Origin of the sequence: Dactylosporangium sp. NPDC051484 (genome assembly GCF_040689395.1) — a bacterium.
GTDB lineage: Bacteria > Actinomycetota > Actinomycetes > Mycobacteriales > Micromonosporaceae > Dactylosporangium.
Genome location: NZ_JBFAZX010000006.1, coordinates 280,973 through 305,582 on the forward strand (window position 1 = coordinate 280,973; position 24,610 = coordinate 305,582).

Annotated in this window: 28 protein-coding genes and 1 tRNA gene; 9 read left to right on the forward strand and 20 right to left on the reverse strand. The window is 67.6% G+C overall.

Features of this window, described 5'->3' with window-relative positions; translation table 11 throughout:
- Positions 1-102: 102 nt before the first annotated feature.
- Both AB0367_RS14225 and AB0367_RS14230 read right to left on the reverse strand, forming a co-directional pair.
- Positions 103-561: a RidA family protein gene (locus AB0367_RS14225; protein WP_366226676.1), complete on the reverse strand. Its 459-nt coding sequence runs from the start codon at positions 559-561 to the stop codon at positions 103-105.
- Between the two features lies 1 nt (position 562).
- Complete coding sequence (locus AB0367_RS14230; RefSeq protein ID WP_350549782.1) at positions 563-721, reverse strand: hypothetical protein; 159 nt, start codon at positions 719-721, stop codon at positions 563-565.
- Between the two features lie 123 nt (positions 722-844).
- On the opposite strand from AB0367_RS14230, the gene AB0367_RS14235 reads away from it, so the two are divergent.
- Genes AB0367_RS14235 through AB0367_RS14245 form a run of 3 tightly spaced genes read left to right on the forward strand, consistent with a single transcriptional unit; the run spans position 845 to position 3,860 of the window.
- The gene (locus AB0367_RS14235; RefSeq protein WP_366226677.1) at positions 845-1,681 is read left to right on the forward strand and encodes a hypothetical protein; all 837 of its coding nucleotides are present in this window, start codon (positions 845-847) and stop codon (positions 1,679-1,681) included.
- A gap of 30 nt (positions 1,682-1,711) precedes the next feature.
- On the forward strand, positions 1,712-2,689 hold the full coding sequence (locus tag AB0367_RS14240) for an ArsA-related P-loop ATPase (protein ID WP_366226678.1): 978 nt from the start codon (positions 1,712-1,714) through the stop codon (positions 2,687-2,689).
- A 25-nt stretch (positions 2,690-2,714) separates the two neighbouring features.
- Positions 2,715-3,860, forward strand: coding sequence for an ArsA-related P-loop ATPase (locus AB0367_RS14245; RefSeq protein ID WP_366226818.1), 1,146 nt, complete (start codon positions 2,715-2,717; stop codon positions 3,858-3,860).
- Between the two features lie 23 nt (positions 3,861-3,883).
- On the opposite strand, the gene AB0367_RS14250 is transcribed toward AB0367_RS14245, so the two are convergent.
- Complete coding sequence (locus AB0367_RS14250; protein WP_366226679.1) at positions 3,884-4,189, reverse strand: WhiB family transcriptional regulator; 306 nt, start codon at positions 4,187-4,189, stop codon at positions 3,884-3,886.
- Positions 4,190-4,619: 430 nt separating this feature from the next.
- Between AB0367_RS14250 and AB0367_RS14255 the strand changes: the two genes are divergently transcribed.
- Positions 4,620-7,061 carry a transglycosylase domain-containing protein gene (locus AB0367_RS14255; protein ID WP_366226680.1) on the forward strand — a complete coding sequence of 814 codons (2,442 nt, stop codon included), beginning with the start codon at positions 4,620-4,622 and terminating at the stop codon, positions 7,059-7,061.
- A gap of 101 nt (positions 7,062-7,162) precedes the next feature.
- Here the strand turns inward: AB0367_RS14255 and AB0367_RS14260 are convergent, their stop codons facing one another.
- A complete protein-coding gene (locus tag AB0367_RS14260) occupies positions 7,163-7,615 on the reverse strand; it encodes a GatB/YqeY domain-containing protein (protein ID WP_366226681.1) in 453 nt (150 codons plus the stop codon).
- A 64-nt stretch (positions 7,616-7,679) separates the two neighbouring features.
- Between AB0367_RS14260 and AB0367_RS14265 the strand changes: the two genes are divergently transcribed.
- The 3 genes from AB0367_RS14265 (at position 7,680) to AB0367_RS14275 (ending at position 9,912) form a co-directional block, all read left to right on the forward strand.
- A complete protein-coding gene (locus AB0367_RS14265; protein WP_366226682.1) occupies positions 7,680-8,573 on the forward strand; it encodes a metallophosphoesterase in 894 nt (297 codons plus the stop codon).
- Positions 8,570-9,754 (forward strand): alpha/beta fold hydrolase, encoded by a 1,185-nt coding sequence (locus AB0367_RS14270; protein ID WP_366226683.1) that lies wholly within the window; start codon positions 8,570-8,572, stop codon positions 9,752-9,754. The genes AB0367_RS14265 and AB0367_RS14270 overlap by 4 nt, the downstream gene beginning before the upstream one ends.
- Before the next feature lie 84 nt (positions 9,755-9,838).
- Positions 9,839-9,912: transfer RNA gene (locus AB0367_RS14275), tRNA-Pro, on the forward strand.
- 32 nt (positions 9,913-9,944) lie between these two features.
- Here AB0367_RS14275 and AB0367_RS14280 read toward each other — a convergent pair.
- The 12 genes from AB0367_RS14280 to AB0367_RS14335 all read right to left on the reverse strand — a co-directional run bounded on the left by AB0367_RS14280 (position 9,945) and on the right by AB0367_RS14335 (position 18,830).
- On the reverse strand, positions 9,945-11,489 hold the full coding sequence (locus AB0367_RS14280; RefSeq protein WP_366226684.1) for a LacI family DNA-binding transcriptional regulator: 1,545 nt from the start codon (positions 11,487-11,489) through the stop codon (positions 9,945-9,947).
- A gap of 13 nt (positions 11,490-11,502) precedes the next feature.
- A complete protein-coding gene (locus tag AB0367_RS14285) occupies positions 11,503-11,709 on the reverse strand; it encodes a hypothetical protein (protein WP_366226685.1) in 207 nt (68 codons plus the stop codon).
- Between the two features lie 34 nt (positions 11,710-11,743).
- A complete protein-coding gene (locus AB0367_RS14290) occupies positions 11,744-13,441 on the reverse strand; it encodes a replication initiator (RefSeq protein ID WP_366226686.1) in 1,698 nt (565 codons plus the stop codon).
- Positions 13,438-13,860, reverse strand: a complete 423-nt coding sequence (locus AB0367_RS14295) for a hypothetical protein (RefSeq protein WP_366226687.1) — start codon at positions 13,858-13,860, stop codon at positions 13,438-13,440. The genes AB0367_RS14290 and AB0367_RS14295 overlap by 4 nt, the downstream gene beginning before the upstream one ends.
- The gene (locus tag AB0367_RS14300) at positions 13,857-14,381 is read right to left on the reverse strand and encodes a DUF2637 domain-containing protein (RefSeq protein WP_366226689.1); all 525 of its coding nucleotides are present in this window, start codon (positions 14,379-14,381) and stop codon (positions 13,857-13,859) included. The genes AB0367_RS14295 and AB0367_RS14300 overlap by 4 nt, the downstream gene beginning before the upstream one ends.
- Positions 14,378-14,548 (reverse strand): hypothetical protein, encoded by a 171-nt coding sequence (locus tag AB0367_RS14305; RefSeq protein WP_366226690.1) that lies wholly within the window; start codon positions 14,546-14,548, stop codon positions 14,378-14,380. Before AB0367_RS14305 ends, AB0367_RS14300 begins: the two co-directional genes overlap by 4 nt.
- 11 nt (positions 14,549-14,559) lie before the next feature.
- Complete coding sequence (locus AB0367_RS14310; protein ID WP_366226691.1) at positions 14,560-14,811, reverse strand: spread protein; 252 nt, start codon at positions 14,809-14,811, stop codon at positions 14,560-14,562.
- Positions 14,808-16,415, reverse strand: a complete 1,608-nt coding sequence (locus AB0367_RS14315; protein WP_366226693.1) for an FtsK/SpoIIIE domain-containing protein — start codon at positions 16,413-16,415, stop codon at positions 14,808-14,810. Before AB0367_RS14315 ends, AB0367_RS14310 begins: the two co-directional genes overlap by 4 nt.
- A gap of 328 nt (positions 16,416-16,743) precedes the next feature.
- The gene (locus AB0367_RS14320; RefSeq protein ID WP_366226694.1) at positions 16,744-17,136 is read right to left on the reverse strand and encodes a transcriptional regulator; all 393 of its coding nucleotides are present in this window, start codon (positions 17,134-17,136) and stop codon (positions 16,744-16,746) included.
- 137 nt (positions 17,137-17,273) lie between these two features.
- The gene (locus tag AB0367_RS14325) at positions 17,274-18,002 is read right to left on the reverse strand and encodes a GntR family transcriptional regulator (RefSeq protein ID WP_366226695.1); all 729 of its coding nucleotides are present in this window, start codon (positions 18,000-18,002) and stop codon (positions 17,274-17,276) included.
- Between the two features lie 80 nt (positions 18,003-18,082).
- Positions 18,083-18,466: a hypothetical protein gene (locus tag AB0367_RS14330; protein ID WP_366226696.1), complete on the reverse strand. Its 384-nt coding sequence runs from the start codon at positions 18,464-18,466 to the stop codon at positions 18,083-18,085.
- Between the two features lie 100 nt (positions 18,467-18,566).
- Positions 18,567-18,830: a hypothetical protein gene (locus AB0367_RS14335; protein ID WP_366226697.1), complete on the reverse strand. Its 264-nt coding sequence runs from the start codon at positions 18,828-18,830 to the stop codon at positions 18,567-18,569.
- 315 nt (positions 18,831-19,145) lie between these two features.
- On the opposite strand from AB0367_RS14335, the gene AB0367_RS14340 reads away from it, so the two are divergent.
- Together AB0367_RS14340 and AB0367_RS14345 are read left to right on the forward strand one after the other, a co-directional pair.
- Positions 19,146-20,372, forward strand: a complete 1,227-nt coding sequence (locus AB0367_RS14340) for a helix-turn-helix transcriptional regulator (RefSeq protein WP_366226699.1) — start codon at positions 19,146-19,148, stop codon at positions 20,370-20,372.
- A 33-nt stretch (positions 20,373-20,405) separates the two neighbouring features.
- Positions 20,406-21,089, forward strand: a complete 684-nt coding sequence (locus tag AB0367_RS14345; protein ID WP_366226700.1) for a YdcF family protein — start codon at positions 20,406-20,408, stop codon at positions 21,087-21,089.
- Between the two features lie 91 nt (positions 21,090-21,180).
- Here AB0367_RS14345 and AB0367_RS14350 read toward each other — a convergent pair whose 3' ends face one another.
- The 4 genes from AB0367_RS14350 to AB0367_RS14365 all read right to left on the reverse strand — a co-directional run bounded on the left by AB0367_RS14350 (position 21,181) and on the right by AB0367_RS14365 (position 24,528).
- Positions 21,181-21,846 carry a hypothetical protein gene (locus tag AB0367_RS14350; RefSeq protein ID WP_366226701.1) on the reverse strand — a complete coding sequence of 222 codons (666 nt, stop codon included), beginning with the start codon at positions 21,844-21,846 and terminating at the stop codon, positions 21,181-21,183.
- Positions 21,847-22,003: 157 nt separating this feature from the next.
- The gene (locus AB0367_RS14355; protein ID WP_366226702.1) at positions 22,004-22,903 is read right to left on the reverse strand and encodes a hypothetical protein; all 900 of its coding nucleotides are present in this window, start codon (positions 22,901-22,903) and stop codon (positions 22,004-22,006) included.
- A 192-nt stretch (positions 22,904-23,095) separates the two neighbouring features.
- Positions 23,096-23,683, reverse strand: coding sequence for an SLATT domain-containing protein (locus AB0367_RS14360; RefSeq protein WP_366226703.1), 588 nt, complete (start codon positions 23,681-23,683; stop codon positions 23,096-23,098).
- Positions 23,668-24,528 carry a hypothetical protein gene (locus AB0367_RS14365; protein ID WP_366226704.1) on the reverse strand — a complete coding sequence of 287 codons (861 nt, stop codon included), beginning with the start codon at positions 24,526-24,528 and terminating at the stop codon, positions 23,668-23,670. The genes AB0367_RS14360 and AB0367_RS14365 overlap by 16 nt, the downstream gene beginning before the upstream one ends.
- Positions 24,529-24,610: the final 82 nt, after the last annotated feature.

Sequence of the window (24,610 nt, forward strand, 5' to 3'; positions counted from 1 at the left end):
CCGACCATTGGAGGGCCAGTTCCGGACTTTCGGCGTGTCGTGCATGTCCGCCACACCGTAACGGACATGCACGACATTTTGGTTATATCCGCTTATTGCCGCTCAGGCGATCTCCAGGATCGCCTCGACCTCGACGGGTGCGTTCAGCGGCAGCGACGAGACGCCCACCGCGCTGCGCGCATGCCGGCCCGCGTCGCCGAAGACCTCGCCGAACAGCTCGCTCGCACCGTTGACGACCGCGGGCTGGCCGGTGAAGCCGGGCGCCGACGCGACGAACCCGACGATCTTCACGACCCGCACCACCCGGCCGAGGCCGACGAGCGCCTCGACAGCCGCGAGCACGTTGATGCCGGATTGCCGCGCGAGCTCCTTGGCCCGCTCCGCCGAGACGTCCGCGCCCACCAGCCCGGTGGCCGGCAGCGCGCCGTCGACCATCGGCAGCTGGCCGGAGACGTACACGTGGTTGCCCGTCTGTACCGCCGGGACGTAGGCGGCCACCGGCGGTACCACGGGCGGAATGGCGACCCCGAGCTCAGCGAGCCGGGCGTAGACGTCGCCCATCTCAGCCGGCCTTCGGGCGCTTGAAGTAGGCGACCAGGTTCTCCGGGTTGGGGCCCGGGACGACCGTCACCAGCTCCCAGCCCTCCTCGCCGAAGTTGTCGAGAATCATCTTGGTGTTGTGGACCAGCAGCGGTGCGGTCAGGTACTCCCATTTCTGCATGTGGGGACAGTAACGCCGAGCGAGACCGGCCCGGCGGGCACAGGCTGATATCGGGGACGCCACGTGTCGCCTCCTGCCGCTACTGTGAGGGCCGCCGTCGCGTGTCGCACAGAGGTGGGAAAGATGACGCAACCGCCCCCGTACCCGGGCCAGCCGGAGTATCAAGGCCAGCCGGGCCAGCCGGGGCAGGGCTGGCCGCCGCCACCGCCGGTCCAGGACCCGTTCGCCGCGCCGCCGGTGCAGGACCCGTATGCGGCCCCGCCGACCTCGGCGCCCCCGACGTCCGGTCAGCCGTATGCGGCGCCCTACGCGGCGCCGACCGGGCAGCTGCCGGCGACCGGCGCCTTCGGGCCGCCGACCGGCCAGTTCCCGCCGCCCACCGGGCAGTTCCCGACCGGGCCCATGCCCGCCGGGGCCCCGCCCACCGGCCCGATCCCCCAGCCGGGGATGGCCCCGCCGTTCTCCGGGCCGCCGGCTATGGGCTATCCGGTGTATCCCCAGCAGGCCCCGGTCAAGAAGAAGCGCGGCCTGATGATCACACTGATCGTCCTCGGTGTGGTGCTGGTGCTCTGCGGCGGTGGCGGCGCTGCCGCGTATTTCGTGGTACAGAACAACCAGGGCACCGGCGCGCCGAGCCCGGTCGAGGCCGTCAACGGCTTCCTCACCGCGGTGTACAAGAACAAGAACAGCCAGGAGGCGCTGAAGTACGTGTGCGCCTCGTCGCGGAACAAGGACAAGCTCGCCACGCGGGTCGACGAGATCCGCCGGTTCGACGCGTCGCTGAGCAGCCCGACCTACACCTGGCCCGCACCGACCGTGGAGAAGCAGGACAAGGACGTGGCAACGCTGATCGTGCCGGTCAAGGTGTCGACCAGCGACGAGAAGGTCTCCGAGATGAAGTACAAGTACATCGCCACCCAGAGCAAGGGGTGGTGGGTGTGCGAGATCACCGCCGCGTGATCGTTCCCTCGACCAGGTAGCGTCGAGGGCGTGACGACGCGCGAGTCCCCGGACGGGCGGGGCGGCTACGGCTGGCCCGCCCGTCTGCATGTGGTCACCGGCAAGGGTGGCACCGGCAAGACGACGGTCGCCGCCGCCCTGGCCCTCGCCCTGGCCCGCGACGGCAAGCGGACGCTGCTCATCGAGGTCGAGGCGCGGCAGGGCATCGCCCAGCTGTTCGACCGCGACCCGCTGCCCTACCAGGAGCTGCGCATCGCCACGGCCAGGGGCGGTGGGGAGATGCGGGCGCTGGCGGTGGACGTCGAAGAGGCGCTGCTGGAATATCTCGAGATGTTCTACCGGCTAGGCGTGGCGGGCCGGGCGCTGCGCAAGGTCGGCGCGGTGGACTTCGCCACCACGGTCGCCCCGGGCCTGCGTGACGTCCTGCTCACCGGCAAGATCAAGGAGGCGGTCACCCGGACCGCCGACGGCCGGCGGGTCTACGACGCCGTGGTGCTGGACGCGCCACCGACCGGGCGGATAGGCCGGTTTCTCAACGTGACGGCCGAGACGGCCCGGCTGGCGAAGGTCGGCCCGATCAAGACGCAGAGCGAGGGCGTCGCGGCCATCCTGCGCTCGCCGATGACCGCCGTGCACGTGGTCACCCTCCTGGAGGAGATGCCGGTCCAGGAGACCGCCGACGCGATCGACGAGCTCACGCGGCTGGGCATCCCCATCGGTACGGTCATCGTGAACGCCACCCGGCCCCCGGTCCTGGCGGGCGTCAAGATCACCCAGGCCGACCTGCGCCGCGGGCTCACCGCGGCCGGTGTGCCGGCCGACAAGGATCTTCTGGGCGGGCTGGTCGGCGAGGCCCGGGCGTACCAGACGCGGGTGGCCGCGGAGGCGTCGCTACGCGTCGAGTTGCAGGGCCTCGGCCGGCCGGTGGTCGAGCTGCCGGTGGTCCCCGAGGGCGTGACGGTGGACGCGCTCGAGTCCCTCGGTGATCTGCTCCTCACGTCTGCTTGAGGACGCCCCCAGCGGATACGCTCGCATTGTGCCTCCCACTGCCGAGCTGCGGTCGCCTCAGCTGGATCTTGATGCGGTCCTCGCCGATCGGGCGATCCGCATCGTGGTCTGCTGCGGCTCGGGCGGTGTCGGGAAGACCACGACGGCCGCGGCGCTTGCGCTGAGGGCGGCGGAGGAGCACGGCCGGCGCACGGTGGTGCTGACCATCGATCCGGCCCGGCGGCTGGCCCAGGCGCTCGGCCTGACCGAGCTGGACAACACGCCCCGGCAGGTCAAGGGCCTGCAGCCGGACTCGGCCGAGCTGCAGGCGATGATGCTCGACATGAAGCGGACCTTCGACGAGGTCGTGCTCGCGCACACCGACCCGAAGAAGGCCGAGGAGATCTTCGCCAACCCCTTCTACCAGGCCATGAGCTCGACGTTCTCGGGCACGCAGGAGTACATGGCCATGGAGAAACTCGGCCAGCTGCGCGCCCGCGACGAGTGGGACCTGATCGTGGTCGACACCCCGCCGTCGCGCTCGGCGCTGGACTTCCTCGACGCGCCCGCCCGGCTGTCGCGGTTCCTCGACGGCAAGATGCTGCGCCTGCTGCTGGCACCGGCGCGCGCCGGCGGCCGCAGCGTGTTCAACCTGGTCTCGGCCTCGTTCGGACTGTTCAGCCGCACCGTGACGAAGATTCTGGGCGCGCAGCTGCTGACCGACCTCTCAGGCTTCGTCGGCGCGCTGGACTCGATGTTCGGCGGTTTCCGCGAGCGGGCCGAGCAGACGTATCGCGTGCTGCAGGCGCCCGAGACGGCGTTCCTGGTCGTCGCGGCGCCCGAACCGGACGCGGTGCGCGAGGCGGTGTACTTCGCGGGACGGCTCTCCGCCGACCGGATGCCCCTGGCCGGCCTGGTGCTCAACCGGGTGGTGCCGGTCGCCGCGCCACAGCTGTCCGCCGACGACGCGCGCGCGGCCGCGGCCCGCCTCGACGGGATCGGTGGGCACCCGGCCACGGCCGACGTGCTACGCGTGCACGCGGAACTCGCCGACCAGCACAACCGGCAGGCGGCGGTCTCCGGCCGGTTCCTGCGCGCGCATCCGGGCGTGCCGGTCGTCCGAGTTCCGGCGCAGCCCGCCGACGTCCACGACCTCGACGGGCTGCGCGCGATCGGATCAACCTTCGCGTAGCGCGATCGGCGTTTTGTATCGGCTCAGCCGGTCGGAACCAGCTCTTTGGTGTCCTTCTCGTTGCGGTCGATGGCCGCTTCGAACATCTTGCGCCAGCTGGACACCTGCGGGTGACGGCGCAGCAACGCACGGCGCTCGCGCTCGGTCATGCCGCCCCAGACCCCGAACTCGATCCGATTGTCGAGGGCGTCCGCCAGGCACTCGTACCGCACAGGGCAGCTGCGGCAGATCCGCTTCGCCACGTTCTGCTCGGCGCCCTGAACGAACAGGGCGTCCGGGTCGCCATTGCGACATGCGGCGATGCTGGGCCAGTCGACGACCATGCTCATATTCCTCTTCCCCCCTTGGACTCCCCCCGGGTCCATCCGCCGCTCTTGCCCCGGCGAAAAGCGCCCAAACCACGTTCCCCCATGGCATTCGGGTGCAGTTCGCCGGTCGCCCGGCGTGACAGGAAGGTCCCCGGCCACGGGAACCCCGACGGAGAGCTTTCCGAAACATCATGCTCTGTAGTCGTCTAGTTACGCAACGTTGCTACACCAGGTTGATCGCCCTTCAGCGATCTCCTAAAGGGGCGATGGGCGCTACCGCCGCGTCACTCCCGGATGCGATTTGCCCAAATCTCGACGCCCCCGCATCGCTTCACGCAGAATCAGAAACGGGTCAACCTCACACTCGCTGTCACGCGTCTAGGACAACGAGGGCGCGTCCGTCTGGACGCGGCCTCATGACGTCGTCCCGTAGTCTGAGGCGGTGACCTGGATGCGCAAACGCGAGCACGGCCTGCTGCCCAACGCGGCTTCTCTTTTGCTGTGTGGGCTCTTGGCAGGACTGGTGGTTGCGGCGGCCGCGTTCCCTGCTGTCGCGATGTCGGGCCTGGCCGCCAAGGCCGGCGCCGACACCTTCGAAAACCTTCCCACTGACATCGACGTGCTGCCCTCGCCGCAGATCAGCTATATCTTCGCGTCGGATCGCAAGACCGTCCTCGCGATGATGTATGACGAGAACCGGCGCGATGTGAAGATCGACGATGTCGCCCAGATCATGCAGCAAGCGATCGTCGCGGCCGAGGACAACCGGTTCTACGAGCACCGCGGCGTCGACGTGAAGGGCGTGGCCCGCGCCTTCGTGGCCAACCAGAACGCCGGCGGCCAGACCGCGCAGGGCGCCTCGACCCTGACGATGCAGTACGTGCGCCAGGCCATCTCGTACTCGGCCAAGACGCCGCAGGAGGTGGTGGACGCCACCGACAAGACGCCGACGCGCAAGCTGCGCGAGATGAAATACGCGATCGACCTCGAGAAGAAGCTCTCCAAGCAGGACATCCTTGAGCGGTACCTCAACATCGCCTCGTTCGGTCACGGTGCCTACGGCATCTTCGCGGCGTCGCACGTGTACTTCGAGAAGGACCCCAAGGACCTGACGCTGCCCGAGGCCGCGCTGATCGCCGGCCTGGTGAAGGCGCCCGGCACCAACGACCCGGCCACGCCCGACGGCCTGCCGCGCGCGGTGGACCGGCAGAAGTACGTGCTCAACCAGATGGTGTCGATGGGGTACATCGACCGGGCCAGCGCCGACGCGGCCGCCAAGGAGAAACTGAACATCGTCGGCAAGCGCACGCCCGAGGGCTGCGAGTCGGTGCAGCGCCCGGAACTCGGCGCCGGCTTCTACTGCGACTACCTGCGCCGCTGGTGGCTGGACCAGAAGACCTTCGGCGAGGACTCGTACCAGCGTGCCAACCGGCTGCGGGCCGGCGGCTACACGGTCATCTCGTCGCTGGACATCCAGACGCAGGCGGCTGCGTTCAAGTACGCCCAGGAACAGCCGTACGTGTCCAAGGACCAGCAGGTCAAGATGGGTCAGTCCCAGGCGCTGATGCTCGCCGCCGTGCAGCCGGGCACCGGCCGGGTCACCGCCCTGGCGACCAACCGCATCTTCAGCAACGACCAGTCGCAGAACGGGGGGAACACCAGCCCCGGCAAGAAGGGTCAGAAGGGCAACTGGCCGCGCACCACGGTCCCGATTATCACCGGCGAAGCGGACATCCCCGGCTACCAGGCCGGCTCGGCGTTCAAGATGTTCACCGCGGTCGCGGCCCTTGAGGCGGGCTACCCGCTGGCGACGACGATCAACACCGAGAAGCAGTTCGTCTCGAACTTCCCGATCGACCCGAAGAGCCCAGCGGCCTGCAACGGCCCGCACTACTGCCCGAAGAACTCCGGCGGCCAGTCCGGCCCGTACAACATGTGGACCGGCTTCGGCAGCTCCATCAACACGTACTTCGTGCCGCTGGAGCAGATGGTCGGCGTCGACCGCGTCGTCGACGTGGCCAAGCGGCTGGGCATCCAGTTCAAGGCGCCGGAGGACGCCAAGCTCGCGGCCGACCCGAAGCTGTGGGGCGCCTTCACGCTGGGCGTCAGCGCGACAACCCCGCTGCAGCTGAGCAACGCCTACGCCACGCTCGCGGCGGACGGCCTGTACTGCGAGCCGACCCCGATCCTCGAGGTCAAGGACAACAGCGGCCAGAAGGTCGACGGGCTCGACCCGAAATGCAAGCAGAACGTCGACCCCGAGGTGGCCCGCGCGGCCGTGGACATGGCCCGCTGCCCGGTCGGCGACCAGTCCGCGACCGGCAAGTGCTCCGGCGCGACCGCCGGGTACTCCCGCAGCTTCGTGAAGCGGCCGATCGCCGGCAAGACCGGCACGACCGACTCGGAGAAGAGCGCGACCTTCACCGTCATGACCAAGCAGCTCTCGGTCTCCGGGTTCCTCACCGACCCGGACTGGCCCGAGACGAACAAGGAGATGAAGCACCCGCCGGTCAACTACGCCGCGCTGGCCACGCTGCGCGACGGCCTCAACGGCCAGCCGGTCGTGCAGTTCACGCCGCCGACGAAGGACAAGGCGCAGGGCAAGCTGGTCGACATCCCGTCGGTCAAGTGCCTCTCCGTCGACCAGGCGCGCTCGAGGGTCAAGAACGCTGGCTTCAGCGTCTCGGTCTCCAGCCAGCAGGTCGCGTCGCAGTGCCCGGCGGGCACGGTCGACCGCACCGATCCGGCCGGCTCCACGGTCAAGGGCGGCCCGGTCGCGCTGGTCGTCAGCAAGGGCCAGGGGGCACAGGCGCCGCCGTACACGGGCAATAACGGCCGGCCGAACGGCGACGTGCCGCGGAACACCCGGGGCGGCACCGACCACCCCAACTGACCGATCCCGTGGATCTGCTGATCACCTGAACACGCGAAACGGCGGGCGTCCCCCTCGGGGGCGCCCGCCGTTCGTTGTGTCGGATATCGGTCTGTCGCGCGTCAGCCCGCGGTGAGCTGCGCCCGCACGATGGCGGCGACCCGGCCGCCCTCGGCGCGGCCCGCGACGGCGGCCTGGGCGGCCTTCATCGCCGGGCCCATGCTCCCCGGGCCGCTGAACCCCGCGGCGGCCAGGGCGTCGCGCACGATGCCGGCGAGCTCGTCGTCGGACAGCTGCTTGGGCAGGTATCCGGCGATGACCTCCTCCTCCGCGCGCTCCTTCGCAGCCTGCGCCTCGCGGCCCGCGCCGGCGAACGCCTCGGCGGCCTCGCGCCGCTTCTTGGCCTCCTTCGTGAGCACCGACAGGACCTCGTCGTCGGAGAGCTCACGGGCGGACTTCCCAGCGACCTCCGCGTTACGCACCGCGGCGATCGCCATCCGCAGGGTCGACGTCACCAGCTCGTCACGAGCCTTCATGGCGTCGTGCAGGTCGGACTCCAGGCGTGCCTTCAACATGAGAAAAGTCTATCCGTCCGATCATGCTCATATTCCGTTGTAAAAGCGCCGGTAGGCTGTGCAGATGCGCTCGAAGACCGTACTGCGCCTCGCGGCCGGCACCGTAGCCGCCGGCGCCGCCACCCTTGCCTACGCCTCGCTCGTCGAGCGCAACATGTTCACGCTGCGCCGGTTCGACGTTCCCGTGCTGGCCCCCGACGCCGAGCCGCTGCGGATCCTGCACATCAGCGACCTGCACATGACGCCGGGCCAGCACCGCAAGCAGCGCTGGGTCGCCGAGCTCGCCGGCACCGATCCCGACCTGGTCGTGGTGACCGGCGACAACATGGCCCACGTGGACGCCGTCCCCGCCGTGGTGCGCGCGCTCACCCCGCTGCTGGACCGCCCGGGCGCCTTCGTCTTCGGCTCCAACGACTACCGAGGCCCGGTGTTCAAGAACCCGCTCGGGTACTTCAACAAGAGCAGGCCGTATGTGCAGGGCGCGGCGCTACCCGTCGAGGAACTGCGCGATCTGCTCACCGGCTCAGGCTGGGCCGACCTCAACAACGCCCGCACCACGATCAAGGCGGGCGGCCGCACGATCGAGCTCATCGGCGTCGACGATCCGCACATCAACCGCGACGACTACGACGCGGTCGCCGGCCCGGCCGCGGCCGACGTGGACGTGCGCATCGGCCTGACCCACTCCCCCGAGCCGCGCATCCTCGACCGCATGGCCGACGATGGCTTCGACCTACTGCTGGCCGGCCACACGCACGGCGGCCAGGTGGCAGTGCCGTTCTACGGCGCCCTCGTCACCAACTGCGGCCTCGACCGGAGCATGGCCAAGGGCCTGCACAGCTGGCCCTATTCCGAGTCGTACCTGCACGTATCGGCGGGCCTGGGCACCCACCCGACGGCCCCGATCCGCTTCGCGTGCCCGCCGGAGGCGTCCATCCTGACGCTCATCCCGCGATGATCGCCCAGGCCCAGGTCCAACCCCGGGCCCAGCTGCCGGCTGCGGCGGCGAGCAGGTGGGCGCGCCGGGCCGCCTACGCGGGCATCGCGGGCGCGGCCGGCCTGGCGGTGCTGCTGCCCACCGGCACCGCCGGCGCCGGCTGGCTGCTGGCCGGCCAGGTGCTCAACGTCAACGGCAACCGGGTGTACCCCGTCCGCGTCCGGGCCTACGCCGGCAACCGCATCACGCTGACGAGGACCCCGGACACGGCCCGGTCCATCCCGCTGTCGTTCGTCTGGGCCGACGGCCACGCCCGCCTCGGCGACGTGATCGCCGCCGACCGCGCGACGGTCACCCGCGAGGTCGAGGCCGTCACGCGCGGCTCACTGGCGGCGGGCGTGCGGGGGTACACCTCGGGATATGTCTTCGAGGGCGACCCGCACAGCGCCCGGGGCCTGCCGTTCGACGACGTCGTCGTCCAGGGTGAGCTCGGGGCGCTGCCCGCGTGGCTGGTCCCGCCCACCGCCGGCCCGGCCGACGACACGTGGATCATCGCCGTGCACGGCCGCGGCGCCCCGCGCGGCGAGGCCCTGCGCGCCCTGCCGACCCTGGCCGCGTCGGGCCACCGCACCCTGGTCGTGTCGTACCGCAACGACCCGGACGCGCCCCCGTCCCCCGACCACCGCTTCCACCTCGGCCACACGGAGTGGCGCGACGTCTTGTCGGCGATCGACTACGCACGGTCGGCGGGCGCCCGCGACGTCATCCTGATCGGCTGGTCCATGGGCGGCGCAGCCATCCTCAACCTGCTCCGCCACTGGCACCACGACGGCTTCCTGCGCGGCGTCGTGCTGGACTGCCCGGTGGTCGACTGGAACGCGACGCTGCGCATGAACGCCCGCCAGCTCAACGTGCCACCGGCATGGACGTGGACGGCGCTGAGACTGATCCAGCACCGCCTGGACGTGCGGGCCGCGGACCTGGACTACCGCCCGCTGGCCGCCCGCCTGAACGTGCCGACGCTGGTGTACGTGGACCACGACGACCGCACGGTGGCCCCCGGGCCGACAATCGAGTTCGCGAACGCCGCCGCCGAGCACGTGACCTTGGTCGAAACGCGTGAGGCCGGTCACTGCCGCGGCTGGAACCTGAACCCCGAGGCCTACGAGCACCACTTGTCCACGTTCCTGAAATCCGTGTAATCCCAGCTCACCCGCCCAAGAGCCAACACGGGGGATACCGAGTTTGCGGCGGCGCGGGCGTGGGCTACGATTACTCGGCACGCTCGGGGTATAGCGCAGCTTGGTAGCGCGCTTCGTTCGGGACGAAGAGGCCGTCGGTTCAAATCCGGCTACCCCGACTTCGTGAAACACCAGGCCAGGGTCGGTTTCCTCACCGCGAGGAGCCGGCCCCGAGTCGTCTCCCAGGCCCGTTTGGGAGAAATTTGGGAGAAGATCTTGCTCCCTCGCTCAGCAGGTCGTCGAGCACCCGCACCGGCGAGCTGGGCCGGATCTCCCGCCGGGCGTCCAGCGCCGCCGTCCAGAGATCTGTAAGGCCGTCCCTGAGACGCTTCCGCATCTCCGGGGTGGTGTGGGAGTACCTTGCCTGCACCGAACCGTCCAAGTGGCCGAGCTGCTCGTCCATCAGCACCGGCGGAGTAGCCAGCTCGATCATCAGCGTCTTGTAGGTGTGCCGGAGTCCGTGCGGCGTCAATCCGGGCGCGATAGGCACCCAGCAGGTGTCAGACCGGCCAGCGGCATTACGACCCCGCACCGGGACGCCGGGCCAGGGCTCACCGAGGATCGGCACCGGGCGCAGCGCCTTCCCCGGGTACCGGCCCGTCGCCGCGGGCTGGAACAGCCACGTCGCGAAGCCGGTCCGACGCCAATGTGCCGCCAGCGTTGTTGTGGTTGCCCCGCGGACGTAGCCGAGATCGGCGATCGCCTCGACTACCTTCTCCCGCGTCGCCGCCGCCACGCTGTCCCGCTCGTTCAGCACTGCCGAGACAGTGCCGGTCGACACACCAGCCCGGCGCGCCACGTCAACGAGCTTCGGCCCCGGTTGCCGAGCGGCTCCGTTCGCCGCCCGATGTCCGCTGAACACGTACGTCCGGCCGTGGCAGGTACACGACCCGGCCGACTGAGCACGCAGCAACCCGGTCAGCCAGGTCGGCACGACCACCGTTCGCCGGGAGTCGTCCTTCGGCGGACAGCGATGCATCTCCCCCGAATCCAGTTCGTACAGCTGCCACTCGATCCGCACCTCCGCCGGCCGCACGTACTCCGCCTCTAGGCCGACGAGTTCGCCCCAGCGCACGCCCGTGAAGCCCAGCGTGACCAGCGCCGTGAACTCGTCATCACGCCCAGACAGCAATGCCGCCCGCTCAGCGATCAGGAGGACGCCGAGCGCGGTCGTGATCGCCTTCTCCGGCCCGCGACTCCTGGACCGCCCCGCCCGCTTGCCCCTCCCCCGCCGCTTCGTCGCCGGATTCGACGGAATCAGGCCCTCGTCGACGGCATCGGCGAGGATCAGATGCAGCGTCCCCCGCCAGGTCTTCACGCTCGCTTCCGCGTAGCCGGCGGCCCGCTCACTCTTCGCCCAGGCGTCTACGTCAGCGGACGAGATCGAGCCCAGCTCCCGATCCTCGAAGGTCAGCAGCAAGTGCTCCTCGATGTGGCGACGGTAGTTCTGCATCGTCGACGCCGCCAAGTCCTGCCGCTCGTACCAGGCGTTGGCCCAGTTGCCGAAACGCATCCGACCCTGCGCCACCACCGGGCGCCGCCCCGTTGCTTCTGCCTCGTCGGCAGCCTTCTTCGCCTCCCGCTTCGTGCGGAATTCAACCTTCGCGCCGATCGAATCCTGCACGGTGCCGTACTTGCCGGGTTCGATCTTGTACCGGGCACGCCAGTACCCGCCTCGCTTCTCGGCGTATCCCAACTCTCATCTCCCTTCAGGCCACTCGCTGTGTACGCCGTGGTCTGCGCGCTTTGAGCGAACCGATCGCTGGTGCAGGCGCTGCGCGTGGTGTCGCCGACCGCTCCGCTTCGGGCCGCACCTCGAAAAGCCGGATGATCTCGGCCAGGTGCTCATCGGTGAACCGGTAACTGCCGCCGATCCACGCGAACGGGATCCGGCGCTTGCGGGCCTGTTCCTTCACCCACCACTCAGAGCAGTCGAGAATCCTGGCGATCTCAGCTGGCCTGTGCAGCACTCGGCGCGGTTCCTCTCGTCTCAGTTACTGGGTCAGGTTGGATCGCTCGGTCCTTGGCCGCATTGAGCGCGTTGCGCCACTGGATGCGTTGTGCGAGCGCGCGGAGTAGCCGATGTCGCATCGGCGGTAGGTCCGGGTCGTTCGGCCGCGCGAGCTCCCACGCGACCGGGGCCGGGGTACCGGGCTGGTGGTCGTCGACGACCGGGACCTGGTCCACGCCATCGGAGATGCCGAGTAGCGCCTTGACCCAAGCCCGTGCGTCGTGGCGGTGGTCGGCGAGGGTCTTCCCGGACCAGTCCCGGGAGACGAGGATGCGCCGACCCCCGATGCCCAGAGTGGAGCGCTGATGCACCCGCCCCTTGCAGTTGCCGGGCCGGAGCCGAGCATGAGCGTTCTTCGGCTGGATGCCGTACAGCAGCCAGTTGGCGCACCGCTCCGAGCAGGGCGTGACCCGCAGTTCCCGCCAGAACCGTTCCAGGTGATCGCGCTGTCGGTCGGTGGTCAGCTGGTGGCAGTCGGCCGCGGACTTGGTGATGTACTTCGTGATGTAGCCGATCGTCCGATCCACGTTGCGGTCGTTCGCGTTCACGCCCTCGGCCCGGATCTGCGTCCCGAACCGGATCACGTGCGCCGGCTCGTCCTCGACCGCGTCCAGCGCCTCATCCCAAGTGGCCAGCGGAAGCCCAGTCGCGCTGTCACACCAGATTTCAGCATCGGCGTTCCACAGTGGACGACAGTTCGGTTCGCCGACCTTGGGCCACCAGACCTGGTGGTACGTTGCCGCCGCCACTTCCCGCAGCACCGCACGCGGGATCGTGCCCCGGATCGCGAAGTGCGCGTGCGGAGCCAGACGACGTTGCGGCTCAACACATCCGGCGTACTGCACGTTCCAGCCCACACAACGGCGCAGGTTCTGCCAGAACCGATCCAGCAGCCGTGGAAACGTGATCGCGTCCCAGGCCGCCCGCCGGTAGTCGTACGTGGACGGGTCGACCGGTGAGCCGTCCGGTCGTACGGGGCCGTACGAGTCCAGGGTGACCGTAAGCCACATCGAGGGCCGGTACTCCGTGCCGTCCGGCGCGGTGTAGACCCGGCCGACCGTACGCGGGTCGACTTTCTGCCGGGGCAGGGCGGGCGCGTCCTGGCGCCGCTTCGTGGACCGCTGCCGCTTCGGCTCCGCCGGCTTGTCGTGCGCCGGTGCAACGCTGCCCCGCAGTCCCTCAGCGGCGATGGCCTCCTCTACCTCGCGGATAGCGTCGTCGACCTCGCCGACCTGGTCCCACTGCGACACCCGGACCGCCTCATCACGGGCATGTTCCAGATGGGCACGGAGGCTGATCAGCGCCCGCTGCCTCTCTGTCGCCGGCTCAGGCGGCGGAGCGGGTTCGTCGACACGATGCCAGCCCTCCCGAATCTGGACCTTCCGCAGCCGACGTGCCCGCTTTGCGCATGGCGGGCACTTGTCCTCGCGGGTCGCGCCGCAGGGCACGTCGATGATCTCGGTTTTGCCGGTGGTGAGGTCGGTACGGCGCAGCCCGACCGGGCGCAGGCAGACGCCGTACTCGGCGGCCATGTCCTTGACCACGTCCGCGGCGAGCGGGATGAGCCGCCGGGCGGCCCGCGAACCCGGCCGGGGCTGCTCGTCGGCGTCGAGCCCGGGAAGTGCGGTGATGGTCAACGGCCACCGCACCCGGGGCAGTGCCGGCGACCGGACCCGGAGCTGTGGTTCTCGCGGGAGGCGGTGATGGCGCCGGCGACGATGAGGACCAGGACGACGGTGATGATGACGGCGGTGCGGTGGGCGATGAGCCACTGGATGAGCAGCCACGCGCCCCAGCCGAGCGCGGTGAGCGCGGCAAGGCCGGCGACGATGGCGGCGACCTTGCCGACGAGCCACCACTGGATGCGCCGGAACCAGCGCGGCCGGCGGGTGGGCTCGAGGAGCGTGACGTTGATGGCGTAGCGGCCTTCGGACAGCCGGCGGGGGCGGCCGTAGCGGACGAGGTGTCCCCGGGCGTCGGCCGCGCGCAGCACGTTGGCCAGCTGGTCGGCGGGGCCGGTGAGGTAGTGGTCCACGGGCTGAAGGTGGGTGGTCATCGCACGACTCCTGACGGGATCGCGCCCACGACGTGCAGGGTCGGGCGCGGTTCGGGCAGCGGCTCAGGAACCAGTTCGGGCAGGGGTTCCGGCGCAGGTTCCGGTTCAGCGGTGCGGGCCGGGTGGGGGTGGGCGGCGAGGAGCGCGGCGGCGGCCATGACCATCAGGCCGTCGACGGCCAGGGGGCCGAGGGTGGCAGTCAGCGGGTCTTCGCCGTAGTGGCGGAACAGCCCGGACAGGTGCCGGTACGACACGACGGCGGCGACGAGCGCGACGGGCAGCAGTCCGGCGAATCGGGCCAGGCGCCACCACCAGCCCGCCGGCCAGACGGTGCGGACGAGGATCTCGACCGCGATGAACACCGCGACGGGCCAGAACATCGCCGACAGCACCGCCCCGGCCTCCGGTCGCCAGCCAGCGGGCGCGCCGGTGGGTGGGATGTAGCAGTGGGCGACGTTCGCAGCAAGGGAACCGAACCCGCCCAGCGCGGTACCGAGGTAGGCCCAGGCACGGCCGGTCATGATGGCCACCCGAACCCGTCGCGGTCCTCGGTGACCGTGCGGGCGTGCCGACGCCGCGCGGCGCTGATGATGTCGGCCTGGTCGATGCGGCCGTGGGTGCAGTGCGGGCAGGTCATGTCGGGGAACCGGTGTGCCAGGTCCAGGCAGGGACGGCGGCGGGAACGCACAGCAGACCTCCTCATCGGCTCTTCGGGGTGATCGGGACGCGGATCCAGTCCGGCGGAGCGCCGGTGGAGGCGACCGCTTCGGACAGGCACCGCCACAGCGCCCACGCCTCCGCCGGCGTGAGGTACATCCGTCGCCGGCCCGCGCCGACCGCGACGTAGAGGTCTTCGCCGTCGGCGACCCGCACCGTGACCGCCGAGGAGCCGACAGTGGGATGCGGCGCGCGAAGCCGGTAGAACCGGCGGACCACTTCGGTGACCGTCATGCGGGTTCACCGCCGTCCAGGAACCCGGCGAGGCTGTCCGGCAGCAACGGCCCGGCCGCCGGGCGTGAGCGGTGATTGACGTGCCCCGCCGGCTTGGTCCGCTGCCGAGGCGCGGGCCGAGGCGCCGGATCGGGCGGGGCGGCGTACTCGACCGCCATGGCCCGGATGTCGTCGTCGGTGACGTAGCCGAACCGCACCCGCAGCGGCTCCGGCCGGTCGTCGAGCACCACGTACCCGATGCCCCGCATGGCCGGCTCAGCCGAGAGCTGGTCAGCGAGCGCCCCGCGTTCCCGGGCGCCGTCGCCGAGGACGAGGTCGACGTGGTTGCGTTCGTTGAGCCGCAACGCGATCCGGGTCGGGAAGAAGTCGCGCAGCTCGACCACTTCCTTGCGCGGGTCCTGCGTCGCGCCGATGACGAGCACCCCGAGACCGGCGCCCTGGGTCAGCAGCAGCGCCAGCGCCGCCCGGGCGCGGTTGCGCAGTTCCGTGTCCTGCAGCAGCGCCACGAGGGCCAGAAGCTCGTCAACCATGAGCACGTACAACGGTTCCGCCAGCGTCGGCGTGTGGACGCGCACGGCGCCTTGCATCCGGGCCTGCCGCTCCCGCATCACCGTCACGAGGTCTTCGAGCATCGCGACCATCGGCGCCGGATCGGCGTACTCATACCGGGCGAACAGCTCCCGCCCGATCGACAGTTCGACGCCGCCCTTAGGGTCGATCGCCCACATCCGCACCAGCCCGGTCCGGATGGCCCCGGCCAAGGCGCGGATCAGCGACCACTGCACGGAGCCCTTGCCCGACCGGGTCGCCCCGACGATCAGGACGTGCGTCGCGAGCAGCCGCAGGACGAAGGTCCGGAGGTCTTCGCCGAGCCCGAGCGGCAGCCGTTCGAAGTCCGGGTCATCCGTGATCGGGAACGGAGGCACGATCTGCCGCAGCGGGTCGCGGCGTGGGAAGACGAGCCAGACCAGGCGCGGACGGTCCCGGAACCGCACCCGGTCCACCACCCGCAGCAGCAGCCCCCAGCGGCCGGACCGGGCCGGCGGAGCCGAGCGGCGGCCGGTGTAGACGCGGCAGTCGCGGGCGTTGAATGAGTACGCCAAGTTCGCTGACGCCTTGTGGTACAGGTCCGGGTTCTGCCCGCGCGGCATCCGCAGCAGTACCTCATCCGCCGCCGGCGTGCAGCGGACCCGCAGAAGCTTCGGCATCACCCGCGCGTCGTCGAACCGCTCACTCAGGCCGCACAGCGTCATCGCCTCACGCCAATACAGGCGGTACAGCGACACCCGCCGCCACCACGCCGTGGCCGGCAACAGCACCAGCCGCTCCCACGACGGGCGCGCTCGCCACCACCACACGGCCAACAGCACCGCGACGAGCAGCGCGACCAGGACCAGCGTGATCCAGCCGTGCCGCCACCACAGCCACCCGGCGGCGCAGACGAGGCCGAGCGAGCCCCAGTTGCGACGGACTACCGGCACCAGCCGTACGGCCGCGCGGATGACCTGCCACGTGAGATAGGGAATGACCACGAGCAGGACGACCCACCACGGCGTGGGCACCTGCAGCCGCCGGAAGTTGACCAGCGGAGCGTTGTTCTTCACTTCGACCCTCCCCAGGGATAGCCCGGGTTCACCGGCCAGCCGTTGCGAGTGACGCGAACCGGCCGCGGGCATCGCGGCGGAATGCGAGCAGCTGCAACGGCATGCCGGTGCACCAGCGGGTGAACCGCCCGGACGCATCCCGCGCCACGGGCATCAGCAGGAGCAGCTGACCGGCGCACACACGCCGCCGGCCGTGCTGGATCGAAGGCCCGGAGTTGGGCATGATGAAGCCCGCCTTCCTTGCCTCAACAGGGAATGGGAAGGAACGGGGCGGTCTGTATGCCGTAGGAAGCCGGACCGCCCCGGACCCACATCAGTCAGCTGGCGGCTACTTCGCCGACCGGCCCGCCGCGACCGGCAGGCGAAAACCCGTCGCGCGCAGCGAGTACGCCAAGCGGCCCGTCGGCCCGACGTACGGCGTCACCGTCATGCCCTCGAACTCCACCGGCGAGAACGGCACCGACGACTCCGGAACCGGCTGCACCGGCGCCGAGATCTTCACCGCGACCTCCCGCGCCCGCCCGGCGAGGTCCGGGTCCATGTCCATGACCCGCACCGTCCACACCCGCGCACCCGTCAGCTTGTCCACCGCTGGCGTACGAGCACCCGTCGCCGCGTTGAAGTCCTGCGCCTCGACGATCGAGTCCGGCACCAGCACACAGCCAGCCGGGAACACGTCCTCGAACCGGACCGAGAACCGGGTACCACCCTTCAATGCCATTGCATGCCCTCCAGAGCTTCGGTTACCCAACCAGGTAACCAGTTGACTTGTTAAGTGATTCCAGTTTAGCGGCGAAACCTGACTTGTTAAGTGGTCGGCCTTGCCCAATCCCAGATTGAGCAAGGCCCCTCGATCGACTAGGTAATCGGGAAGGAGTCCTCGAACTCGTGCCGAGCCGGCGGTACCGCAACGTCCAGCGCGAACGCCGGAAGCCCTTCGCGGGTGTGGACCGAGAACAGCGCGGTCAACACCCACTCGCCGGGGTCGACCTCCAGCAGCTCCAGTTCCTCATCGGTCGCCGGTCGCGCGGAGATCCGTTCCGTGGCATGGCCGAACTGCAGGCCCTTTGCCTTGGCCAGGTGCTGGAGCAGACCCTCTTGCAACGGTGCGGAAGACCGCACCGAGGTCCCCTCGGCGAGATCAACCGGCACGTACACCGAGCCCAGCTCGACCGGCCCCAGGCCGTCAACGCTAATGAGCCGACGCCGCACGACGACCGGCGCACCCTCGCGAATGTCCAGCGCGGAAGCGGCCCGCGACGGCGCCGGTACCTCGGCGACGTCGATGATCCGCACGCGACCCTCAGCCTCGTTGGTGAGCAGCGCGGCCACACGCGGGGGCATCGCCCGCGCGTTGACCGGCTTCGACCGGACAAACCGACCCTTGCCCTGCTGGGTGTCGATCCAGCCGTCTTGGCGCAGGATCTCCAGCGAGCGGACAACCGTCGGACGCGAGGTGTCGAACTCGGCCATCAGGGCGGTCTCACTGGGCAGCATCGAGCCGGACGGGTACGTCCCATCCTCGATGCGCGCCTGCAGGGCGTTCACGATCACTATGTACTTGGGTGGCACGTACTCGATCGGCACCGAGACCACCCTTCACAGAGACGACAACATAGCTTGTCAAGAGCTTATCTGTGTGAGTGCGCCGTGTCGATCCTGCGCCCTCACGCGGCCTCGTCCCGCTGGCGGATCGCCTCGACGTGCTGCCGCCAGACGACCTCCAGCGAGGCGTCGTAGTCGGCCCCTCGATAGTCGCCCTCGTCCGCTGTGGCGTGCTCGACATCGTCGACGTACTCCGCCGTGAACTCCACGATCGCCAGACCGCGATCCCCGGGGTACCGCCGCCGCTGATTGGGCTTGAGCGTGCTCCACCGCCGGGCCACCTCACGCACGAGCGCACGCCGATCCTGCGCATCGTCGAGCCGGTTTCCCTGGTGTCGTACCGCCCGACCATCTTCGAGCCGCACACAGCGCCCGATCAGCGGCAGCAGCGCGAGCGCCACTTCCAGTTGCAGCTCTGTGTCTTCGCGTTCGTCCTGCACAGCCATGTCACGCGACCCCCTCATGAACTGACTCCGCGACCGGTCGGCGCGGAATGGGAAGATAGGTCGCGGTCCCTTGGTGCTACCGACATCAAGGGGCCGCCCATCAGCTGTTCTGTTGTGCCTTCGCCTTCGCCTTCGCCATCGCGGCCCGCAGCGTCGAGGCGTACATCAGCGCGGCATCGCCGAGCCGTTCCGTCGCCCGGATCGCCGAATCCCACGCGACCTCGTCTGCGAACTCGATGACGACCGTGGACCCGCCGTCCTTGAGCACGAGGACCGGGTCGCCGTTATCGTCGGCTGCCTCCCAGATCCGCAGCGTGCCGACGTCGAGATCGATGTCCGCTTGGGGCGCGCGCAGCACATGCATGCGTTCCTCCTTCACTGGTTGGGGTGCCCGGTCTTCGGCGCGCCGTTGCAATCCGAGCAGGCCCGGACCTCGAAGCCGGCACGGTGTTCGTCGTCGCGCAGGCGCCCAAGCCGGCTGACCACCTTCCAGCCGCGACCCTTGCACGAGCTGCACTCGGATGGTTTGCGACGGCTCACCAGCCACCGCCGAGGCACGTCAACCGCTCGATCCGAACCAGAGCACCCCGAAACATAGATAAAGCGTCTACCCAGACCAGGCATTCACCCCGGAAAATTGTTCCGGGGTCAACACGAGAGGCGGTGCGACGCTTAGGTCATGCGTGGGATGACGAACAACCTGACGATCGGCGAACGCGTCGCGTGGTACCGCCGCCGGCGCGGCATGTCGCAAGAAGTGCTCGCGGGCCGGGTCGACCGGACCGTGGACTGGCTGAGCAAGGTGGAGAACAACCGGATCGACCTTGACCGGCTGTCCGTCATCAAGTCCCTCGCCGACGTGCTGGACGTCGCCCTCGCCGACCTGGTCGCCGAACCGTCCCTCATGCAGTGGACCAGCGACAGCGGCATGCGCACCGTGCCCGCCCTACGCGCCGCCCTCATGGACTACCGCCGGGTCACGCCGTTTGGCGGGGGAGCGTCCGGGGTCGAACCGCCATCTATCGGCGACCTGCAGCACGAGCTGTCGACGCTCTGGGAGGCGTACCAGGCCGCGCGGTTCGGGTACGTCACCGGGCGCCTACCGAGCCTGCTCGCCCACGCCGAGGCCGCCGTCGAGGTCTACACCGGGTCACAGCTGGACGCCGCGCGACGCGTGCTCGGCCTGGCGTACCAGCTCGCCGCCGTGCAGCTGACGAAGATCGGTGAAGCGGACCTCGCGTGGATCGCCGCCGATCGAGGACTCAGCGCCGCCCGGGCCGCCGGCGACATCGTCGTCATCGGGACGCTCCTCAGGTCCGTCACCCACGCCCTACAGGCGACCGGCCGATACCGCGAGGCCGTCCAGCTCACCAACGACGCGGCCAACTACCTCGAACCAAACATGCACGAGGCCACACCCGAGATGCTGTCGGTGTACGGCACCCTCTTCCTCGCCGGCTCCATCGCCGCCGCCCGCGCCAACGACGCCATCACGACCCGGTCGTTCCTCCAGGCCGCCGACGAGGCCGCGACCCGACTCGGCCAGGACGCCAACCATCTGTGGACCGCGTTCGGCCCGACCAACGTCGCGATTCACCGGGTCGCCACCGCGGCCGAACTCGGCGACGTCCAAGTAGCCGTAGACCTCGGCCCGCGCGTCGACACCTCAAGCCTGCCGATGGAGCGCCGAGTGCGTCACGCGCTCGAGGTAGCCCGCGCCTACAGCACGTGGAACAGGGGTGACGACGCACTGGCGACGCTGCTCGACGCCGAGAAGATGGCACCGGAGCAGGTCCGCTATCACGTCATGAGCCGCCAACTCGTGCTGACCTGGGTGCGGCAGAACAAGACCAAGCCGTCCGCAACCCTGGTCGACCTCGCCCGTCGGCTCGACGTCATGGACTGAGCGCCTCACCTACACACCGCTTATCGTGTGGGCGTGACGCATGCCGACGAGAACACCGCAGCGACCACGATCCCGGAAGAACACCGCGCCGACGTCGAGACGTTGTGGGAGTACCACAACATGCACCACGAACTCCGCCCGTGCGATGTCGGCATCGGCCTCGGCAGCCACGACCTGGGCGTGGCCATCATCGCCACCGACCTCTACCACCGCGGCCTCTACCCGCTACTCGTCTTCACCGGCGCCAACGCCCCCACCACCGTCGAACGCTTCCCACGCGGCGAAGCCGTTCACTACGCCGAATACGCCACCGAGCACGGCGTGCCGGCCGACGCGGTCCTGGTCGAGCCAGCCGCAACCAACACGCAGCAAAACTTTGAACTGACCCGCGAGCTACTGGGGGAACGCGGGATCACCATGCGGTCCGCGATTGTGATGTCGCGGCCGTACCAGCAGCGCCGCGCCTACGCGACCGCCAAGAAGCTCTGGCCCGACGTCGACATTGTCTGCGCGTCGAACCCGCTCGACCTCGACACATATGTGCGCAGCATCGGCGACGTCAACAAAGTCATTAGTATGCTCATCGGCGATACCCAACGCATCCGAGTGTATGCCGAGCGGGGCTTCGCGATCCCGCAGGACGTACCGTACGGCGTCGACGCGGCGTACGAACGCCTAGTTCAGGCCGGTTATATCAGCCGACTACTGGAGCAGTAGCGCGCCACAACGGTCGAACTTGGCCGACTACCTTCAGCACCTACTCTAAGTACCGCCCAACTCTTGGCCGACTGCGGAATCTGTCGACAGTTCATACAACGGCGATCGATGCAGTCGATGAACCAGACGCATTCTTATGCGCCCACAGGTCATTGAGACGATCTCGATGCAATCTATATACCCTCCGCGGAAACGGCGGAATCCGTGAAGTGGCGGCAGTATATTCAGCAAAGAAGGTCAGAATGTCGGCCATACCATTCTTGTGCAGGCTATCTTCGTCGAGACCTTCCACGATGTAGAACCGGTGCTCCAGCCGTTCGATTGCTTGAGCGGCCGAGCGCCAAGCCAGGATCTCGTTAAACTGGGTGAGTATCGCTCCGAAGGTCATAACCGTCACCAGTATGCGAGCGAAGATCAGTGCTTCGTCACGCGGCGCTAACGGCAAGGCAAACAGGGTTACAGCGCCCGCAAGTGCTACCAGCAAGCAAAGAATTGTGGTAAGGCGACGCGCTGCCAGCGAGTAAAGGTGCTTGTTCCAGAATGCATTCTCATGCAGATGATCACGGAGGCGAACCAGTCCGGTCGGCGAATTACTCGCATAGTAACCGTCATTGACGGATACGGCGGCACGGCGCACAACACGGACGGGAACACGCTCTAGTAGATCAGCAACATCGACACCAAGCCGGGATGGGCCGATGGCATCAATCAATAAGCCGCGCCGACGCAGCAACTCACCGATATCTTGCTGCCCCATCGCATACCAGCGCGCTACCCAAGAGGACCCCTGCGTGATAAGAACCGCTAGCGCGAGCGGATAAGCCCAGGAGGACGGAACGAAGATGGACAGGGCGCTTACCGCAAAGGTGAATACTTGGAGCAGTCGACTGTTTCGATAACCGCTCGAAGCTTCGTCAAACTGCTCGTGGGCGATCGCACTCAGATGAACGGATGTTAACGGTGGCGTCGGGGCCCAGGATGGCCCTCCAAACCGACGCAACTTCTTCCATATCCGCCACGATGCCATCCTGCGCCTCCACCAAGGCTTGAACGTTAGTCAAAGTCGCGCGAACTTCATTTAGTGCATCAACGGTGCCGGAATACGCGGACGATCGAAGAAATGTACGTCCCATTCGTGCAACTGCTTCAGGATTCCCGGTTACCCAAGCTAAGACCACCTCCAGCAATTCGGATAACGCACGGAGGTATGAAGGCATACTCAGCCTTGCCGACAATGCATAGCAGGCCAACTCTTCAATATCGGAGCTTTGCAAACCTACGGAATTCGCGCGGTTCCAATATTTTGCTACTCGGATTAGCTTTATGAATCGGGGACCTAGTACGCCAACTCGCTCAGTGGTCAACTCGTTGAGCATGGTTGGAGAATACGATTGCCAGCTGTTCCCGGAATTATCTGCAATCCAGTAACGGCCGGTCGATCCATCCGAGTCCCGAACAGCGGCAATGACTTCCACCGCCGGGGGCCGTTCGAATGCCAGCGAAACAACCATGTTTCCCACCGAAACTTGCGCGTCCAACTCTCGGAGGCTGCCAGCGAGTTGCGCAAGGAGCGTTGCAGGGTTGCCGGTGGGAGGATCGATCGACTCGCCCACCACAGCCAGAATGTCTACATCCGAGAATTTCCGTATTGCTGTCGACCGTGTCATCGATCCCACGAGTAACGAGCATATGGTCGGCCCGCTCTCAGCCAGTAATCTTTGAACCACAGCTCCGCGATCGCGGACAAGATCCCGTTCCGTCCTACTTAAGCGAACCTTCTCATCTATCTGCTCGAAGAGGTCGTCTACGCGCATCGTTGCCTCACCGCGGCTGCCGGCCTAACCAGCCGGGTCAAATCATCAGCTCATTATGCCTTGCGCTGTCAAGGTACACCTGTTAGGTCAACCACCTCAAAGACTTTGAGCATGTAGCCCTGCATCGCTAAGACACGCGTTCATGATCCCGCGTTGCCAGCCTGCAACCGTGCAGCGCGAGGCGATCATTTCCTACAGGCTTGTGCCGTTCTCTGGCATGATCCCTGGCCTCTTGGTTTCGACGTCGGCAGGGTACGCCGCAGTGATGTCATCGCGATCAAAGATTCCGCCCTGGATGCGTTGGCGCGCCTTATTGAAGTTTCGGCCAGTAGTAACCGGCGACGCTGCATCAATCTTGGCCTTCTCCTCGACTAGGTCCGCGATGAGTTTACGAAGTTCTTTCTGCGAATAGCGCGGAAGATCTAGATTTGCAACCTGTCTAGCCCTAACACGCAGGGCTCCTAATTGCCGTCCCGCATTCAAGTGCTGCGCGGCAGCCTGCTCCGGCTTCACAAAGGTGAGAACTCCGGAAAGTATCGCCGCTCCTAGGGCCAGCAACCCGGCTGCGACAGGGCTGCGATCTGCAACAATTGTGGCCGCCGCCGCAGTTGAGAGAACCGTCGTGATCAGACCGAATGAAAGATTCACACGGTGCAGCGTCTCAGCAGTCGCGAAATGCGTTTTCTCGGTGTATAGCAAGTCGTCGTTTATTTGCAGAAGTTCTTCTCGCGCAGCGGCGCGCCAAAGTTCCTCTGAATTGCCACCTACCAACTCGGCCATGGGTAACCCGCCCCGAAAATTTGGTACATACTATTCCAATACTCGCCTGCATCCCGCCGTTCCTTAGCTGCTGCTGCCTTGGCCAGGTGCGCCAATGCGTCCTTCGCTAGTTGAATAGTTCGGCGCTCCTTCTCGTCGGACGCGCAGGCGGGGATTCGCCCGACGATTTGCTCGGGGTCGTTCATGTCGCGAACTCCGAAACCAATAAGCCGCCCAAGCATTGACGGTAAATCAACGTCATAAACAATTGACTTTACGCCGGCGGCGAACTCCGCAGTCCGCATTTCAAGATAGAACGAGGACACTGGGACACCCATGTGATATTTCCAAGCTTTAAGCAGGCGTGCGAGTGGCTTTACTTTCTTGCTAAGCCGGTCGTTCTGCCGGTCAACATATTTCAGGTGCGCCTCTGGCGCCGAGAACACCCATTCGTCTTTCCGGCCAGCAATGACGTATACATCGAATCCGTTGCTGGTTCCGTAATACCAGGCAGGTGCAATCTCGAAATTCGGGACGGAAGAATAGCCTACGGCAATGACCGGCGACGAGACTGCTGTGCTCGTGATCTTAAAATCGCATCCGCGTATCGCTTCCTTTGCAACCGCCAACGCGGTGCTGGGTCGCATTGGTCGATTGCCGGTTGCTCGTGCCATATAGTCAACATCACTATGTGCCCTGACGCCCGTACCGTGGCTCCAGGACCCGCTCTCAAACATAGAATCAACACGTAAGTTTGATCTGCTTAGCGCTTGAAGTATCTTTTGGCGGCGCAAAGAAACTTCGGTACGGTCCGGTGCGGCGGGTGCAAGGGTTTCGGCAAATCCGTACAAAGTTGCGTCGACCATTTGGCTGTCCTTTCGGCCAGGCAGATTACTGACTCTGCGGTCAGTTGTTGGATCGATCTTACAAGCGAACCAGATGAGATCG